Annotated in this window: 15 protein-coding genes and 1 pseudogene; 1 reads left to right on the top strand and 15 read right to left on the bottom strand. The window is 68.1% G+C overall.

Going from position 1 to position 13,642, the window contains the following annotated elements; all coding sequences use genetic code 11:
* Window positions 1-195, bottom strand: a 195-nt coding sequence (locus ACFR9S_RS14865) for a YbaK/EbsC family protein (RefSeq protein WP_459077220.1), incomplete at its 3' end; no start/stop codon positions are given.
* A gap of 86 nt (window positions 196-281) precedes the next feature.
* On the opposite strand from ACFR9S_RS14865, the gene ACFR9S_RS14860 reads away from it, so the two are divergent.
* Complete coding sequence (locus tag ACFR9S_RS14860; protein ID WP_379730630.1) at window positions 282-674, top strand: DUF7522 family protein; 393 nt, start codon at window positions 282-284, stop codon at window positions 672-674.
* A 15-nt stretch (window positions 675-689) separates the two neighbouring features.
* Here ACFR9S_RS14860 and ACFR9S_RS14855 read toward each other — a convergent pair whose 3' ends face one another.
* From ACFR9S_RS14855 to ACFR9S_RS14790, 14 genes and pseudogenes are all read right to left on the bottom strand, one after another.
* Window positions 690-2,171, bottom strand: coding sequence for an NADH-quinone oxidoreductase subunit N (locus tag ACFR9S_RS14855; RefSeq protein ID WP_379730631.1), 1,482 nt, complete (start codon window positions 2,169-2,171; stop codon window positions 690-692).
* Entirely contained in the window at window positions 2,171-3,700 is a 1,530-nt protein-coding gene (locus tag ACFR9S_RS14850; RefSeq protein WP_379730632.1) for a complex I subunit 4 family protein, read from the bottom strand. The genes ACFR9S_RS14855 and ACFR9S_RS14850 overlap by 1 nt, the downstream gene beginning before the upstream one ends.
* Window positions 3,701-5,785 (bottom strand): NADH-quinone oxidoreductase subunit L, encoded by a 2,085-nt coding sequence (nuoL, locus tag ACFR9S_RS14845; RefSeq protein WP_379730633.1) that lies wholly within the window; start codon window positions 5,783-5,785, stop codon window positions 3,701-3,703.
* A gap of 1 nt (window position 5,786) precedes the next feature.
* Window positions 5,787-6,089, bottom strand: a complete 303-nt coding sequence (gene nuoK / locus ACFR9S_RS14840) for an NADH-quinone oxidoreductase subunit NuoK (protein WP_379730634.1) — start codon at window positions 6,087-6,089, stop codon at window positions 5,787-5,789.
* Window positions 6,089-6,472 carry a proton-conducting membrane transporter gene (locus tag ACFR9S_RS14835; protein ID WP_379730635.1) on the bottom strand — a complete coding sequence of 128 codons (384 nt, stop codon included), beginning with the start codon at window positions 6,470-6,472 and terminating at the stop codon, window positions 6,089-6,091. The genes nuoK and ACFR9S_RS14835 overlap by 1 nt, the downstream gene beginning before the upstream one ends.
* Window positions 6,473-6,739 carry an NADH-quinone oxidoreductase subunit J gene (locus tag ACFR9S_RS14830; RefSeq protein ID WP_379730636.1) on the bottom strand — a complete coding sequence of 89 codons (267 nt, stop codon included), beginning with the start codon at window positions 6,737-6,739 and terminating at the stop codon, window positions 6,473-6,475.
* A 4-nt stretch (window positions 6,740-6,743) separates the two neighbouring features.
* The gene (locus ACFR9S_RS14825; protein ID WP_379730637.1) at window positions 6,744-7,205 is read right to left on the bottom strand and encodes a NuoI/complex I 23 kDa subunit family protein; all 462 of its coding nucleotides are present in this window, start codon (window positions 7,203-7,205) and stop codon (window positions 6,744-6,746) included.
* Window positions 7,202-8,266, bottom strand: a complete 1,065-nt coding sequence (locus ACFR9S_RS14820) for a complex I subunit 1/NuoH family protein (protein WP_379818962.1) — start codon at window positions 8,264-8,266, stop codon at window positions 7,202-7,204. The genes ACFR9S_RS14825 and ACFR9S_RS14820 overlap by 4 nt, the downstream gene beginning before the upstream one ends.
* Complete coding sequence (locus ACFR9S_RS14815; RefSeq protein WP_379730639.1) at window positions 8,266-9,927, bottom strand: NADH-quinone oxidoreductase subunit D-related protein; 1,662 nt, start codon at window positions 9,925-9,927, stop codon at window positions 8,266-8,268. The genes ACFR9S_RS14820 and ACFR9S_RS14815 overlap by 1 nt, the downstream gene beginning before the upstream one ends.
* On the bottom strand, window positions 9,924-10,625 hold the full coding sequence (locus ACFR9S_RS14810; RefSeq protein WP_053947731.1) for an NADH-quinone oxidoreductase subunit B: 702 nt from the start codon (window positions 10,623-10,625) through the stop codon (window positions 9,924-9,926). The genes ACFR9S_RS14815 and ACFR9S_RS14810 overlap by 4 nt, the downstream gene beginning before the upstream one ends.
* On the bottom strand, window positions 10,622-11,035 hold the full coding sequence (locus ACFR9S_RS14805; protein WP_379730640.1) for an NADH-quinone oxidoreductase subunit A: 414 nt from the start codon (window positions 11,033-11,035) through the stop codon (window positions 10,622-10,624). Before ACFR9S_RS14805 ends, ACFR9S_RS14810 begins: the two co-directional genes overlap by 4 nt.
* Before the next feature lie 145 nt (window positions 11,036-11,180).
* Window positions 11,181-11,795 (bottom strand): 5-(carboxyamino)imidazole ribonucleotide mutase, encoded by a 615-nt coding sequence (purE, locus tag ACFR9S_RS14800; protein ID WP_379730641.1) that lies wholly within the window; start codon window positions 11,793-11,795, stop codon window positions 11,181-11,183.
* Window positions 11,796-11,797: 2 nt separating this feature from the next.
* Window positions 11,798-12,949: a 5-(carboxyamino)imidazole ribonucleotide synthase gene (locus ACFR9S_RS14795; RefSeq protein WP_379818961.1), complete on the bottom strand. Its 1,152-nt coding sequence runs from the start codon at window positions 12,947-12,949 to the stop codon at window positions 11,798-11,800.
* A gap of 67 nt (window positions 12,950-13,016) precedes the next feature.
* Window positions 13,017-13,642, bottom strand: a pseudogene (locus tag ACFR9S_RS14790) (hypothetical protein); the annotation flags it as partial.

The raw sequence follows: 13,642 nt of genomic DNA, 5'->3' as shown, positions 1-13,642 counted from the left end.
CTCGCCGGCTCCCTGTGCCGGCGAGCCTCCCACATCGAACACGAGGCTGTTCACGATCTGCCCGATCTCGCAGTCGACCGCCTCGGCGGCGTCGGCGGCCGTCGGCGTCCCCTCCTCGGGGAACTCCACGGGATCGATCGCCAGCCCGTGGCGCTCCTCGGCGAACTCTGCGAACTCCGCGACGCGTGCGTGCATACGCCGTGGCTCGCTCTCGGGGGGTATGTGCCTGTCGGGGGCGCCTGCCGATAGATTGATAATCGTGTGCATTGTTAATGAGGGACATGGTTCGATCGGCGAACAACGCGACCGACCAGCGGCTGAGCGCCCTCGAATACGCCTGCCGGGGCGTCGTCGGCGACCGGCTCCGCAGCGTCAGCGTCGACGGCCCGGAGTACAGCGGGACGCTCTACCGCCGGAGCGATCTCGCCCCCGGCACCGACGGGCCGGTCCACGAGGCGATGGCCGAGGGCGCTTCCTGCGAGTCGCCGGTGTTCGCCGACGGCGGACGGTCGCCCGCCACCGACTCCGACCACAGCCGAACGGTCTGTGAGTTCGACAGCGGCTACGTCGCCCGGGTCCGGATCGGCGACACCAGCGTCGTCGCCACTACCGACGGGCTGAGGATGGATCGCGAGTCGGAGCTATCCGCGGCGGTGAAGGGCGTCTTCGAGTAAAAGGTGCGGTGCCGGTCAGGCGAACAGCGCCGTCGCGGCTTCCTGTGCGGTCTCGATCACTGGCCCGAAGCCGGGCAGCAGCAGGACCGTCCCGACCAGCGCGATCGCCAGCGCGGCGTACAGCGCCGTCGGCGTCGCGCCGAGATCGTGCTCGCCCTCCTCGAACCACATCGCCCGCACGACGCGGGAGTAGTAGTACAGCGAGAGCGAGCTATTGATCACCGCGATCACGACCAGCCACCAGAGGCCGGCCTCGACGGCGCCCGCGAAGAGGAACAGCTTCGAGAAGAAGCCGCCCAGCGGCGGGACGCCCGCCAGCGAGAACAGGAACGCCGTCATCGCCACCGCGGCGAACGGCTTCTCGGCGCCCAGTCCGTTGTAGTCCTCGAACCGGCGCCCGACGCCCCAGTTCTCGGCCAGCGCCACGAACAGGAACGCGCCCGTGTTCATGAAGCCGTAGACGAACAGGTGGGCCATCGCGGCGCCCATCACGTCGCCGTTGGTGCTGGCCTCCGCGGAGATCGCGGCGAGGCCGATCAGCACGTAGCCGGCGTGCCCGATCGAGGAGTACGCCAGCATCCGCTTGACTTTCTCCTGGGTGGCGGCGGCGAAGTTACCGAGCACCATCGTCGCCACCGCGAGCACCTGGAACAGCAGTGCCCAGTCGATCCCGGCGCTCGTCGCGGCCCCCAGCGGGAAGCCGACGACGAACACGCGGAACGCCAGCGCGAAGCCGGCGGCCTTCGAGGCCGAGGAGAGGTACGCCGAGACCGGCGCGGGCGCACCCTCGTACGCCTCGGGCGCCCAGAAGTGGAACGGCACCGCGGCGGTCTTGAACAGGAAGCCGCCGGCGACCATCAGGACGCCGACGCCGGCGATCCCGGTCCGGCCGCCGAGCCCGGACTCGAACGCCGCCGCCACGTCGGGCAGCAGCAGCGAGCCGGTGGCACCGTAGATCAGCGAGACGCCGAACACGAAGATCGCCGAGGAGAGCGCGCCGATCAGGAAGTACTTCAGACCGGCCTCGCTGCTCCCGCGGTCGTCCTTCAGGAACGCGACCAGCGCGTACGACGGCAGGCTGACCAGTTCGAGCGCGACGAACGCCGTCGCCAGCGAGTTCGCGCTCGCCATCAGCGACATGCCCGTCGTCGCCAGCAGCACCAGCCCGTACAGCTCGCCGCGGTTGCCGTCGTCGAAGTAGTCGTAGGCCGCCAGCGCGACAAGGATCGTCACCGCGGCAAACAGCGCGGTGAAGAACAGCGACATCCCGTCGACGACGACCGCGTCGGCGTACAGCGAGATGCCCTCGGTCGCCAGCCCGGTGTCGGCGGACAGGAACCAGCCCGCGGTCCCGAGCGAGGCGAGCGAGCCGATCACGGAGATGCCCGCGAGGACGCTCGCGTCGCTGGAGTCGGGCCACACGCTGTCGTAGAGCAACACCGCAAGCGCCGTGAGCCCCAGCAGGAAGGTCGGCGTCAGCGGCGGTGCCGTCACCATCAGGCACCACCTCCGACGAGCGGGGCGATCGCGTTCTGGATCATGTCGAGGAACAGGTCAGGGGCGACGCCGAGCGCGATGACTGCGAGCAGCAGCACCGCAAGCGGCGCCACGTCGTGGAACGGGGCCGGGCCGACCTCGTAGTCGGCGTCGAGGCTGAACGGCCCGAACAGGGTGCGCTGCATCGCCAGCAGCAGGTAGCCCGCCACGATCACGATCCCGAACATCGCCGCCGCGGTGAACAGCGGCGCGCTCGGGATCACCGTGGAGTGGAACGAGCCGACGAAGATGAAGTACTCCCCGGCGAAGCCGGCCATCAGGGGCAGCCCCATGTAGCCGAACGCGCCGGCGACGAAGATGCCCACCGTGACGGGCATCCGGTCGGCCAGCCCGGACATGTCGCCGACCATCCGGGTGTGGGTGGTGTTGTAGATGACGCCGACGGCCATGAACATCAGCCCCGAGATCAGGCCGTGAGCGATCATCTGGAACGTCGCGCCCGCCACGCCGAACTCGGTGTAGGCGATCAGGCCCAGCAGCACGTAGCCCATCGACGACACGGAGGAGTACGCGACGATGCGCTTGAGGTCCTCCTGTGCCAGCGCGAGGATCGCGCCGTAGATCACGGAGAACGCGCCGAGGGCGGCGATCAGGACCGCGAGATCGCCCGCCACGTCGGGCAGCATCGTGAAGTTGAACCGCAGCATCGCGTACGTCCCCATCTTCAGCAGCACCCCCGCCAGCATCACCGACGCCGGCGTGGGCGCCTCGACGTGGGCGTCCGGCAGCCACGTGTGCAGCGGCGCGACGGGCACCTTCACCGCGAACCCGACGAACATCGCGAGGAACGCCGCGAGCTTCAGCGTGTCCGGGGCGAGTCCCATGAACGAACTCACGTTGCCGCCCGCGTTGAGCGCCATCGCGACCTCCGGCAGCGCCAGCGTGTCGATGCTGTCGCCGAGGCCGCCGAACGTGAGCGCGACGAAGCCGACGAACATCAGCAGGCTCGCCACGTTCGTGTAGACGAAGAACTTGATCGCCGCGTACTTGCGGCGCGGGCCGCCCCAGACGCCGATCAGGAAGTACATCGGCAGCAGGGTGGCCTCCCAGAAGACGAACCAGACGAAGAAGTCCAGCGCGGTGAACATCCCCAGCAGGTTCGCCTCCATGAACAGCATCAGCCCGTAGAACTGCGACTGGCGCGTGTCGATCGGCGTCCACGCGCTCACGATCGCGAGCGTCGTCAGGAACGCCGTCAGCACGACCAGCGGCAGGCTGATCCCGTCGAGCCCGGTGAACCACTGCACCTGATAGCCCGACAGCGTCAGCAGGTCGAACTTCGTCTCGAAGGATAGCGTCCCGCCCGTGAGGGCGTTGCCGCTCCCGTCGAACTGTGTCCACATCCAGAGCGTCCCGACCAGCGGGACGAGGCTCAGCGCCGCGCCGACGCGGTTGGCCACCTCGTCAGGGACGAGGAACGTGACCAGCGCGGCGACGAACGTGAAGCCGATGAGCGTCTCGATGATCATTCAGAACCACCCTCCGTAGATCGCGAACCCGACGAGTAACACGGTCAGGCCGATCGTGAGCATCGCGGCGTAGTGGGTCACCAGCCCGTCCTGGATCCGCTTGATCCGGGAGCCGCCGAACAGGCTCACGCTGGAGACGCCGTTGACCACGCCGTCGACGACCGCCTGATCGAACGTGTCGGCGACCTTCGACAGCGGGAGCACGACGCTCTCGGCGATCCAGACCTGGTACTCGTCCTGGTAGTAGTTGTTGTACAGCACCTCACGCAGACTCCCCAGCTTCTCGGTGTGGGGTTCGGGGTCGGCGCCGCCGTAGAGGACGTACGCCGCGCCGGCGCCGAACAGCGCCAGCGCCAGCGAGAGCAGGCCGACGAGGTACGACGGCAGCTCCGCCGCCGTCATGCCGGCGCCGTAGTCGGCCACCAGCAGGTGGTGGTAGTGCTCGCCACCGGTCCCGAGCGCCGCGGCCCAACCGGAGCCGGGGTTCCCGTAGAGCCACTGGTGCAGGAAGTCGATGTGTGCGCCCGTCAGATCCTGGACCGGGACCATGTTGACGAACCCGACGGTCGTCGCGAGGATCCCGAGCACGACCAGCGGGAGCTTCACGTTCCAGCCCGGTTCGTGGGCCTCCTCGGCCGTCTCCGAGCGGGGCTCACCGTGGAAGGTGAGCATCACCATCCGGAACGTGTAGAAGCCGGTGAACAGCACCGCGATCAGACCCATCCCGTAGGCGATCAGCAGCGCGGTACCGAGGCCGCTCGTGGTGCCGAGGCCGTGGACGAGCGCCTCGTACAGCACCTCGTCCTTCGACCAGAAGCCGGCGAACGGCACGATGCCCGCGAGCGCGAGCGAGCCCGCGAGGAACGTGTAGTAGGTGACGGGCATCTTCTCCTTCAGGCCGCCCATCTCCCACATGTCCTCGTTGTGGTGCATCGCGATGATCACCGAGCCGGCGCCGAGGAACAGCAGCGCCTTGAAGAACGCGTGGGTGAGCAGGTGGAACGTGCCGGCGACGTAGCCGCCGGCGCCAAGCCCCAGCATGATGTAGCCGTACTGGGAGATGGTGGAGTACGCGAGCACCTGCTTGATCTCGTTTTTGACCAGCCCCATCGTCGCCGCGAACAGGGCAGTGAACGCGCCGACCAGCGCCACGACCGCCAGCGCGGTCGGGGAGAGCGCGTAGAAGCCGTACATCCGGGCGACGAGGTAGACGCCGGCCGCGACCATCGTCGCCGCGTGGATCAGCGCCGAGACGGGGGTTGGGCCCTCCATCGCGTCGGGCAGCCACGTGTGCAGCGGGAACTGGGCGGACTTGCCGATCACGCCGCCCAGCACCAGCAGGCCGACCGCGGTGAACCACGCCCGCGGGCCGAGCCCGAGGAACGTGTTCACCGTCGCCTCGCCGTGGATCGCCTGCTCGGCGAGATGCGGGAACGAGTGCTCGCCCGCGAACTGCGCGGTGCCGAACGTCGCGAACACGGCGACGACGCCGATCAGGAAGAAGTAGTCACCGAAGCGGGTGACCAGGAACGCCTTCTTCGCCGCGCTGGGCGGGCCTGCCTGCCGGAACCAGAACCCGATCAGCAGGTACGAGCAGAGCCCGACCAGCTCGAAGAACATGAACGCCATCAGGAGGTTGTCGGCGACGACGAACCCCAGCATCGAGGCGGTGAACAGGCCCAGCCCGGCGTAGTACCGGGGCAGCCCCGTCTCGCCCTCGTCGTTCATGTAGCCGAGCGAGAACACGTGGACCAGCAGCGCGACCAGCGAGACGATGAGCAGCATCATCGCCGACAGCGGGTCGAGCAGCAGCCCGAACGTCAGTTCGAGCGGCTGGCTCAGGCTCCCGGTCGCCTCGGTCCCGGCGGCCCACGTGTATATCGTCTCGTTGTACGTCTCGCCGCCGCTGACGGTGAGGAACACCCACGCGGAGAGCAGCAGCGAGCCGGCTGTCGCCGCGATCCCGGGGAGCGCGCCACCTTTCGGTAGCAGGTCCCGCCCGGAGAGGGCGACCCCGACCGCGAGACAGAACGAGAGGAACGGTAGCAGTACGATCGCCGGTGCGTAGTCGAATGCTCCTACCATCTTACCACCTCATCGACTGCGGAAGGGTCACGTCGACGTCGTTGAAGTTGCGGTACAGCACGAGGATGATGCCGATGCCGACAGCCACTTCGGCCGCGGCCAGCCCCATCACGAACAGGCTCATCACCTGCCCGGTGAGGTTCCCCCACTGGACGCTGAACGCGACGAAGTTGATGTTCGCGGCGTTGAGCATCAGCTCGACCGACATCAGGAACAGCAGCGCGTTCTCCCGGGTCAGCAGGCCGTAGAGGCCGATGGAGAACACCGCCGCCGACAGCACGAGGTAGTACTCGATGGGGACCATCAGTCGGCCACCTCCTCGTCGCGTTCCGAGGAGCGTGGCTCCTCGCTGTCGGACGCCTTCCGACCCCCGTCGGTGAGGGCGGTGACGTACGAGCCGTCGGACTGTCGACGTGCCAGCGTCACCGCGGCGACGGTCGCGACCACCAGCACGAGGCCGATGATCTCGAACGCCGCGAGGAACCCCTCGACGGCGACCGCCGACATGGTCTGTAGGTCCATCAGCGCGTAGCCGATCCCCGCGACCAGCGACGCGTCCTCGGCGAAGCCCGCGGCCTCGCCGAAGTTGCTCGTGAGGAACACCGCCGCGAGCACGACGAATAGCACCGCCGCCGCCAGCCCGTTGGCGTAGTTACCGTCCTCCTTGAGCTCGGGTCGCGTGACCATCTAGCTGTACACCTCCGATTTCGGCTGCTGGGTTCGCGTGAGCATGACGGCGAACGTGATGAGCACGAGCACGCCCCCGATGTAGACGAGGATCTGCATCGCCGCCGGGAACGTGGCCTGCAACATCACGTAGTGAACCGCCAGGCTCGTCAGCGCGCCGCCGAGCAGGAGTGCGGCGTGCCAGGGGTCCTTCACGAGGACGACTCCCAGCGCACACCCCACCGTGAGGGCGGCGAACAGCGCGAACGTGATTGTCTCTGTGACCATTGTGTTACTGGTAGTCGACCTCGCCCGCGCCCTCGCCGACCCACGCGGACCGGTCGGGGTTGCGGGCTTCGAGGGGGTCGCTCCCCTTGTACCACGGGACGTTCTTGAGCTGTTCCTTGTTGTAGGCGAACTCGTCTTTCGTGTCCGCCGTGAACTCGAAGTTCTGGGTCAGGATGATCGCGTCGACGGGGCAGACCTCCTCGCACAGCCGGCAGTAGATACACTGCCCGACGTGGAGGTTGTACTGCTCGCCGTTGCGCTGCTCGTCCATCACGATCTGGATGGTGTCGTTCGGGCAGACGTTCTCACACTGCCGACACCAGATGCAGCGCTCCTGGCTGAACTTGTGGACCCCGCGGAACCGCGGGCTGACTTCGGGCGCGACCTCCGGGTACTCGACCGTGAAGGTGTTGCCGTCCAACGCGTGCTTCATCGTCGTTGCCATGCCTTTCAGGATTCCGATCATACAACCACCCCCACGATTAGGGCCGTGAGCACCAGATTGAGGAAGGAGAGCTCGAGCATCCCCTTCCAGCCGACTTCGATCAGCTGGTCGATACGCAGTCGCGGCGCCGCCGAGCGCAGCCACTGGGTGAACAGGAAGAACGCCCAGATCTTCACCACGAACCAGAGGAAGCCGATGCTCTCCGGCCCGGGGCCGGCCGCGCCGCCGAGGAACAGCACCGCGGTGATGGCGCCGCCGAGGAAGATGTGCAGGAACTCACCCAGGTACAGCAGCACGAAGTACACCGAGGAGTACTCGGTCTGGAACCCCGCGACGATCTCCGTCGGCGCCTCCGGGATGTCGAAGGGGTTCCGCCCCACCTCGGCGACGTTGGCCGCGAGGAACAGGACGAAGGCGAAGGGATTGACGATCGCGAACCACGACGGGATCGCGAGGCCGCCGATCGACACCAGCGTCTCCTGCTGGACGGCGACGATCTCGCTCATCCGGAGCGAGCCGGTAAACAGCACCACCGACATCCCCGTCACGACCAGCGGGATCTCGTAAGCGAGGTTCTGTGCGACCGCACGCAGCGCGCCCAGCATCGAGTACTTGTTGTTCGACGCGTAGCCCGCCATCACCATGCCGAGGCTGGCGATCGACGCGACCGCGAACACGTACGCCAGCCCGACCTCGGGGTCGGCGAGCTGGATGCCGCTGCCCATCGGGATCACCGCGAAGCCGAGCATCGCCGAGCCGGCGACGATCAGCGGCGCCACGTCCCACGCGGGGCGGTCGGCGCCCTCGGGGACGATCAGCTCCTTCGAGAGGAGCCGGAGCGCGTCGGCCGGGATCGTCCCAAGCCCCTTCGGACCGATGCGGTCGGCGGCGATGCGGTCGGTGAACTTCGCGGTGATCTTCCGCTTGGCCCACGGGCCGGCGACGCCGGTCATCGCGAGCATCACGTTGCCGACGATGATCGACGCCAGCAGCGCGGCGACGAACGCGCCGACGACGCCGACGCCGCCGAGGCCGAGCAGGTTCGCGAGCAGGTCCGGCAGCGGGGTCTCGGCCTGCAGCATCAACGGTCCACCTCCCCGAGCACGATGTCGAGGCTCCCCAGCGCGGCGATCATGTCGGGGATGTACTCCCCGTTACTCATCTCCGGTAGCGTCTGGAGGTTCGAGAAGCACGGGCTCCGGATCTTGAACCGGGCGGGCTTCTCGGTGCCGTCGGCGCGGATGTACACGCCGAGTTCGCCCTTCGCGCCCTCGACAGTACGGTAGATTTCCTTGTCGTCGTCCGGGCGCAGCGTCCGCGGAACGTTGGCCTGGATGTTGCGCTCCTCCTCGGGCCAGTCCTCGAGCAGGTCGACACACTGCTCGATGATCTTCGCGGACTCCTCGACCTCGCGCATCCGGACGAGCAGGCGGCTGAAGTTGTCACAGCCGTCCTCGGTGACGACGTCCCAGTCGAGCTCGTCGTAGTAGCCGTAGGGATCGTCGCGCCGGATGTCGTAGTCGATGCCCGAGCCGCGGGCGACCGGACCGGTCGCACCGTAGTTCTTCGCGACCTCCGGCGGCAGGATGCCGGTGTCGACGGTCCGCATCTGGAGGATCTCGTTGCCCGTGATGAGGTCGTGGTACTCCTCCAGCGCCTCGGGCAGTTCGTTGACGAACTCCCGGACCTTCTCGAAGAACTCCTCGCGGGGTTCGGGCAGGTCCCAGACGACCCCGCCGAGCCGGAAGTAGTTGAACATCAGCCGCTGGCCCGTGAGATCCTCGAGGATGTTCTGGGCCTTCTCGCGGTCCCGGATCGCGTACATGAAGATCGCGGTGAAGTCGCCGTAGATGTCGAGCGCGAACGTCCCGACGGCGAGCATGTGGGCCGCGATCCGGCAGAGCTCCGCGCCCATGGTGCGGATGATCTGTGCGTACTCCGGCACCTCGATGTCCGCGAGGTCCTCGGCCGCGCGGGCGTACGCCCACTCGTTGAGCAGCCCCGCCGAGATGTAGTCCCAGCGGTCCGGGTACGGCATGATCTGGTGGCGGTAGGTGCTCTTCTGGGCCATCTGCTCCTCGTTGCGGTGGAGGTAGCCGATGTCCGGCTCCACGTCGATCACCTGCTCGCCGTCGAGCGTGGTCTCGAGGTGGAGCACGCCGTGAGTCGCCGGGTGGTGGGGACCGATGTTGACGAACATCGTGTCCGAGTCGGACGCGGCGCGCTGGTCCTCCTGCAGCGGGTTCGCGTTCTCCCGCAGCGGGACCATCTGCGGCCGGTCCTGGTCGTAGTCCCGACCCATCGGGTGGCCCTGCCACGTCTCGGGCAGGAGGATCCGGCGCAGGTCGGGGTGGTCGTCGTACTCGATCCCCACCAGGTCGTACGCCTCCCGCTCGTGCCAGTCGGCGGTCCGGAACACCGGCTCCGCCGACTCGCTGACGGGGTTCTCCGAGTCGGTCGGGACGACGACGCTGACCTCGTCGGTCGGGTCGTCGAACTTCTTCAGGTGGTAGATCGACTCGTAGCGGTCGGGGTACTCCTCGGCGGTGACCAGCGAGAGGTGGTCGTAGCCCGCCTCCTCCTTGAGTCGGCCGAGCGTCTCCTGCACCGTGTCGGGCCGGATCACGAACGCCGGCGCGTTCATGTGGTCGTCGCGGTCGACCACGAGGTCGCCGAGCAGCGCCTCGAGGTCGGTCTCGCCGGACTCGATCTCCGGGGTCGCCTCGCCTTCCTGCAGGCTCATGGTGAATCAGCCCAGTTGTAGCGCATCACGAGGTCCTCCTCGTCGATCTCGGACGCGAGTTCGTCGACGATCTCGTCGCGTTCGAGGTCGCCGAACTGTTCGAGCTCGTAGGGCTTGACCGTCACCGGCGACGCCTCGCCGTTGGCGATCCGCTCCTGGAGCTTCGCGACGCCGTACACCAGCGCCTCGGGGCGGGGCGGGCAGCCCGGGACGTGGATGTCGACCGGGATGACCTCCTCGGCGCCCTTGATCACGTTGTACCCCTCCTGGAACGGGCCGCCGGAGATGGTACAGGAGCCCATGCCGACGACGAACTTCGGCTCGGGCATCTGGTCGTAGACGCGCTTCATCCGCGGGGCGAACTTCGAGACGATCGTCCCCGGGACGATCATCACGTCGGCCTGCCGGGGCGAGGCCCGCGGGACGCCGGCGTGGAAGCGGTCGAGGTCGTGCTTGACCGCGTAGGTGTGCATCATCTCGATGCTGCAGCAGGCGATCCCGAACTGCAGCATGAACATCGACGAGCCCCGGACCCAGTTCATGAACTTGTCGAACTTCGTGAGGATGAACGGCGAGGAGCCGAACGCCTCGCGAAGCTTGGAGTTGAACCGGTCGCCCTGGCCGCTCATACGGGCGTCGCGGGTCTCGGTCTGTACTTGTGCGTCGTCGGTTCGGAAGAGTTCTCGTTCGCTACTCATTGGTTTGCCTCCGTCTTCTCCTCGAGCGCGCGCGGACTGGACACCCACTGCACGGCGCCCTGCCGCCACGCCCAGACGAGCCCGACGACCAGCACCCCGATGAACACCAGCATCGGCGCGAGCACCTCCATCATGGAGGCGCCCCCTTCGAGGGCCGGTCGGTAGATGACCGTCCACGGGAAGATGAGGACGGTCTCGATGTCGAAGACGACGAACAGCAGCGCAACCATGTAGTACTGGATGTTGAACCGGATGCGCGTCGTCCCCGTCGGGATCTCGCCGCTCTCGTAGACGGCGCTTTTCCCCTGTTCAGGCACGCTGGGACGAAGCAGTGCCGACACCACCATCATCGCAACGGGGATGCCGACCGCAACAAGCGCCAGCGCGCCGATAGCTATCCATGGATTCATATCGGGTTCTCCGTAACGTTTCCGGGGTTCGACCCCACGGCTCTTAAGCGTTCATTTCCCCACGCGGGCGAGCGTGCGGACCAGTACCGTGGAAGTCGGGGAGTCGAACGGACGCGACGGCCGGCCCGGAGCACCCCGAGGCGGGTCACTCCTCGCGCTCGCGGAACCCGCGGACGCCGAGATCGTGCAGTGCCGCAGATACGTCGCCGACGCCCTCGCGGCGTTCGTCGTGGAGTTCCTCGAGGCGGTCCCGGACCTCGGGATACTCACGGGCGAGGATCTGGGCCGCCGACAGCGCGGCGTTGTACGACTTGCCGGCGTCGACGGCGGTGATCGGCGCGCCGGTGGGCATCCCGATCACGGAATCGACTGACTTCTCCTGCACCGGGACGCCGATCACGGGCAGCGGGAACGCGATCGAGGCGGTCATGTTCGGCAGGTCCGCGGACTTCCCGCCCGCGCCGGCGATTACCACTTCCAGCCCGCGGTCCTCGGCGGTCTCGGCGTAGGCGTACATCAGGTCGGGAGTTCGGTGGGCCGAGACCACGTAGGACTCGTAGCTGAACCGTCCCTCGGGCGGGTCGGCGTGGTCGGTCTGCTCAGAGAAGCCCAACGCGTCGAGCGCGTCGAACGCGCCCTGCATCGTGTCGAGGTCGGAGTCCGACCCCATGATGATCCCCACGTCGGGGGTGGATTCGTCCGGGCGGTCGGCGGCGGCGTCCGATTCGAGTCGGTCGATCAGGTCGGTAACTGAAGGCATGGTTACTCGGTGAACGTGAGGCGGTCGCGCAGCGATTCGGCCGTCGTCAGGGCGTCGGTCGCGTCCGCGGCGCCGGGATCGGTGACGGTGAGGTGGCCCATCTTCCGGAGCGGCCGGGCCTCCCGCTTCCCGTACCAGTGGAGGCTCGCGTCCGGCTCAGCGAGCACGGCGTCGACACCCGACAGCGTCGCCTCCTCAGGCTCGGCCACGTCGCCGAGGACGTTCGCCGACGCCGTGGGGGCGACGCGGTCGACCGGCCCGAGGGGCCAGCCGAGCACGGCGCGGACGTGCTGCTCGAACTGCGAGGTCGCGGCGCCCTCGATCGTCCAGTGGCCGGAGTTGTGCGGCCGGGGCGCGATCTCGTTGACGAGGATCTCCCCGTCCACGTCGAACAGTTCGACGCCGAACACGCCGCGGCCGTCGAGTTCGGCGAGCACCTGCTCGACCACCTCACGCGCTCGCTCCCGAGTCTCGTCGTCGACTCGCGGCGGCGAGACGGTCCCGCGCAGGATCTCCTCGCGGTGGATCGTCTCGGTCACGGGGAACACCCGCGTTTCCTCGTCGGCCCCCCGAACGCCGATCGCGGCGAGTTCGCGGTCGAAGTCGAGTAGCTCCTCCGCCACGGCGTCACCGCCGACCGTCTCCAGCGTGTGCTCGGCGTCGTCGATCTCGGTCACCGGCTCGTTCCCCCGGCCGTCGTAGCCACCTTCGCGGGCTTTCAGCATCGTCCCGCCGAAGCGGTCGACGGCGGTCTCCGCGGCGGCCGGCGAGTCCGCGGGGACGAACCGCGGGACGGGGATTTCCGCGCCCGCGAGCATCTCCTTCTCCCGGAGCTTGTCGCCAGTGACCGCCAGCGTCTCGGGGTCGGGGTGGACCGGCGTGCCCGTCTCGGCCCGCACGTCCGCGAGCAGGTCGGGGTCGGCGGTCTCGATCTCGAACGTGAGCACGTCTGCGCGCTCGGCCAGTTCGCGGACGGCGTCGGGATCGTCGAGTTCGCCCTCGATCTGGTCGGCGACCCGCGCGGCCGGGCAGTCGGGTGTCGGGTCGAGCACGACCACGTCGACGCCCAGCGGTGACGCGGCCTCGGCGAGCATCCGGCCGAGTTGGCCGCCGCCGACGACGCCGAGCGTGGGTCCGGGTAGCGTGACGCTCATGCGCGACGCTTCCGGACGAGTGTGTATAAGGATTGCTGGATCGGGATCGATATAGGCACGTTCGTGATTATACCCTCGACAGTGCGTCGCGGTCGAGGAACACGACGATATCCTCGCCCCAGAGCTTGAAGCGGTGCTCGCGAACCGCGTAGCCGTCGAGTTCGGCGGCGATCTCCTCGCGGGCGTCGTCGTGGGCGATCACGACCGGCGGCGCATCCACGAGCGCTTCGTCGGGCGGCGTGTCGGGCGCGCTGGAGTTCACGGTCGCGCCGGCGCGTTCGAGGTACCACGGCAGCGGCAGCCGGGAGTGCCACGACGGCCCGCCCGGCGGCGGCTGATCGAGGCTCGACTCGTTCGCGACGTAGAACTGTGTCCCGCCGCCGACACTGGTACCGTAGAACAGTACATCCGTCCCGTCGGTCCCGTCGGCGATGGCCGCCACGTCGTCCATCGTTCGCTGGAGGTCGTTCTCGGGCTGTGCCCACTGGAGCACCGCCCGGTCTTCCTCGCTCGCGCTGTTCCAGTAGTCGACGTTCAGGCCGACGACGCCGACGGTGCCGGCAGTGAGCAGGAGCACGGCGACCAGCGCCGACGCGCCGAGTTCGAGGCGTTCACCTCCGGCAACGCGTCGGAGCGCGTCGACGATCCTCTCTCCCTCGGTCGTCACCCCCCGCTCGACGGTGCCGACGAGCG

The organism is Halolamina salina, assembly GCF_042678005.1.
GTDB lineage: Archaea > Halobacteriota > Halobacteria > Halobacteriales > Haloferacaceae > Halolamina > Halolamina salina.
Note: the sequence above shows the minus strand (reverse complement) of the source record. Positions and strands in the feature narration are given on the sequence as shown.

Excerpts from the sequence above, each read along its gene's own strand:
- ACFR9S_RS14860 (WP_379730630.1), top strand. The coding sequence starts at position 282 with ATGGTTCGATCGGCGAACAACGCGACCGACCAGCGGCTGAGCGCCCTC.
- ACFR9S_RS14855 (WP_379730631.1), bottom strand. The coding sequence starts at position 2,171 with ATGGTGACGGCACCGCCGCTGACGCCGACCTTCCTGCTGGGGCTCACG.
- ACFR9S_RS14850 (WP_379730632.1), bottom strand. The coding sequence starts at position 3,700 with ATGATCATCGAGACGCTCATCGGCTTCACGTTCGTCGCCGCGCTGGTC.
- nuoL (WP_379730633.1), bottom strand. The coding sequence starts at position 5,785 with ATGGTAGGAGCATTCGACTACGCACCGGCGATCGTACTGCTACCGTTC.
- nuoK (WP_379730634.1), bottom strand. The coding sequence starts at position 6,089 with ATGGTCCCCATCGAGTACTACCTCGTGCTGTCGGCGGCGGTGTTCTCC.
- ACFR9S_RS14835 (WP_379730635.1), bottom strand. The coding sequence starts at position 6,472 with ATGGTCACGCGACCCGAGCTCAAGGAGGACGGTAACTACGCCAACGGG.
- ACFR9S_RS14830 (WP_379730636.1), bottom strand. The coding sequence starts at position 6,739 with ATGGTCACAGAGACAATCACGTTCGCGCTGTTCGCCGCCCTCACGGTG.
- ACFR9S_RS14825 (WP_379730637.1), bottom strand. The coding sequence starts at position 7,205 with ATGATCGGAATCCTGAAAGGCATGGCAACGACGATGAAGCACGCGTTG.
- ACFR9S_RS14820 (WP_379818962.1), bottom strand. The coding sequence starts at position 8,266 with ATGCTGCAGGCCGAGACCCCGCTGCCGGACCTGCTCGCGAACCTGCTC.
- ACFR9S_RS14815 (WP_379730639.1), bottom strand. The coding sequence starts at position 9,927 with ATGAGCCTGCAGGAAGGCGAGGCGACCCCGGAGATCGAGTCCGGCGAG.
- ACFR9S_RS14810 (WP_053947731.1), bottom strand. The coding sequence starts at position 10,625 with ATGAGTAGCGAACGAGAACTCTTCCGAACCGACGACGCACAAGTACAG.
- ACFR9S_RS14805 (WP_379730640.1), bottom strand. The coding sequence starts at position 11,035 with ATGAATCCATGGATAGCTATCGGCGCGCTGGCGCTTGTTGCGGTCGGC.
- purE (WP_379730641.1), bottom strand. The coding sequence starts at position 11,795 with ATGCCTTCAGTTACCGACCTGATCGACCGACTCGAATCGGACGCCGCC.
- ACFR9S_RS14795 (WP_379818961.1), bottom strand. The coding sequence starts at position 12,949 with ATGAGCGTCACGCTACCCGGACCCACGCTCGGCGTCGTCGGCGGCGGC.